General features: G+C 43.8%; 2 protein-coding genes and 1 pseudogene. 2 read left to right on the top strand and 1 reads right to left on the bottom strand.

Annotation, left to right across the window (positions count from 1 at the left end):
- Positions 1-93, top strand: a pseudogene (locus PX636_RS22950) (putative toxin-antitoxin system toxin component, PIN family); the annotation flags it as partial.
- A 149-nt stretch (positions 94-242) separates the two neighbouring features.
- On the opposite strand, the gene PX636_RS20480 reads toward PX636_RS22950, so the two are convergent.
- On the bottom strand, positions 243-695 hold the full coding sequence (locus PX636_RS20480; RefSeq protein WP_004163247.1) for a hypothetical protein: 453 nt from the start codon (positions 693-695) through the stop codon (positions 243-245).
- 231 nt (positions 696-926) lie between these two features.
- Here PX636_RS20480 and PX636_RS20475 point away from each other — a divergent pair, with 231 nt between their 5' ends.
- On the top strand, positions 927-1,778 hold the full coding sequence (locus tag PX636_RS20475; RefSeq protein ID WP_012264328.1) for an alpha/beta fold hydrolase: 852 nt from the start codon (positions 927-929) through the stop codon (positions 1,776-1,778).
- Positions 1,779-1,984: the final 206 nt, after the last annotated feature.

Raw genomic sequence — 1,984 nt, 5'->3', positions numbered from 1 at the left:
GCATTAGACAAAGCCCAAAATATCGGCAAGCTTTTAATGTCCGAATCTACTTTGTTAGAATTGATCACTGTTTTCAATCGTCCCAAATTCGATATTACACAGGAGCATATTTTACCATAAGGGACTCTTAAGACAATTCTTGCCCAAGAAGACGAATTTTAAAATCCTGAAGCCAAAGGAGGTAGAAAGAGCCGTAAACTTAATTAACAATCGAGGTGGCTCCATAACAGCTTAAGCTAGAGCTAGTAAATATAAATAGCACCCTGTTGATTGATGTTAAAGGTGGTATAACCCGGGGTACTCCCCGGAACTTTGGTGACAGTAATCGTGACTAAATTATCATCATTGACCTCTACGGCATAGATTAAACTAGAAGAATAGGGATCTGCGGCGGCATTAGCCCGATTAATCAGAATATATGCTGGAATTACCAAACCTCTTAGGTTTGTCTCCGTACCTGGAGATAATAATTGGGGAGAGGAATTAATATTGGCCGATAGGTCATAATTGAGGTCAATATCGGTTTGATTGATGATTTTAATCTCCACGGGACGACTCGTATTCACCCTAGCAACAGGCTGCCAAGGACCGGGTTGAAAGGTGGTAGCGGGGGGATTTTGAGCGGGTAGAGAGGAGGGAAAAGCTAATCCCAGACTGAAGACGAGGGAAAGAGTTAAAAAGCGATCGCATTTCATAAATAAATCCTGGTCTAGGGTGTTCATCCTATTTTAGGAAGGTATCTCCAATGTTTTATACTTGAGTAGAAGCTTTTGAAATTGTCTATAGCGGTGAGTCATCAGCTATCGGGGGAAGATCCTAAGCTTCCCTGATTTTGCTCTATAAACAAGGCTAAATACACCTTTTTTTCTCTAGAAGTTTCCCTAGTAACCCCTATCAACGGTTTAATTTAGGTTGAGATTGATTATATGCCTACCATCGACATATCGGGAGTATCCCACAGTTACGAGTTATTTTCGCCCCGAGCAGATAAACCGGTTTTAGTCTTTATACACGGTTGGCTGCTGAGTCGTCACTACTGGCAGCCTTTGGTAGATATTCTCTCCTCGGATTATCCCTGTCTAGTCTATGATCTCCGGGGCTTTGGCGACTCCCAAAAAATCACCTCTAACAGTCCTCCTAGCAGTTATAACCTTGAATCCTACTCCCAAGACGTTATTACCCTTCTTAACCGCTTAAACCTCGATGCTGCTTGGTTAGTTGGTCATTCCCTCGGTGGTAGTGTTGCTTTGTGGGCCGCGGATAGCTGTCCTGAACGGATTAAAGGGGTAATCTGTATGAATGCCGGCGGTGGCATCTATCTAAAGGAGGAATTTGAGCGATTTCGGGAAGCCGGAAGACAGATTTTAGAGAGAAGACCGCCTTGGTTGCCCCGTGTTCCCTTTATTGATGTTTTATTCTCGCGGATGATGGTCAAGCAAACCCTAGGTAAAAAATGGGGCAAACAGCGCGTGATTGATTTTGTCCGGGCCGATTACCAAGCGGCCCTAGGGTCACTTTTGGAAACCACCACTATCAGCGAAGTTCATCTTTTACCCCAGATTGTCTCCCGTCTCCCGCAACCGGTCTATTTTCTGGCGGGGAAAGAGGATACGATTATGGAAGTTAAGTACGTTAACCATCTGGCCAGTTTTCATCCTTTGTTTGAAACTGGCAGCAACGTCATTGAGTTATCCGATTGTGGTCATTTTGCTATGCTGGAACAAACAGCAGCGGTGGCCCAAAAGATGATGGCTATTTTACATCAGCATCGCAGTTAGAACCTTTAGGTAAGCGCATTCTTGAACTTTTCCAACAGTTTCTTAACTCCACAAACAGTGAACTAATACTAAATCCGTTGAGTATAGGCTACTTAAGTAGGTAGGCACAATTATTTGTAGGATGGGTTAGCGGTAGCGTAACCCATGCGGGCGTTGGGTTTCATGCTTCAACCCAACCTACGTTCTAAATCCGTTGAGTATAGGCT

Source organism: Microcystis sp. M53598_WE2 (assembly GCF_030067735.1).
Taxonomy (GTDB): Bacteria; Cyanobacteriota; Cyanobacteriia; order Cyanobacteriales; family Microcystaceae; genus Microcystis; species Microcystis aeruginosa.
This window is presented reverse-complemented; position numbering and strand designations above follow the sequence as displayed.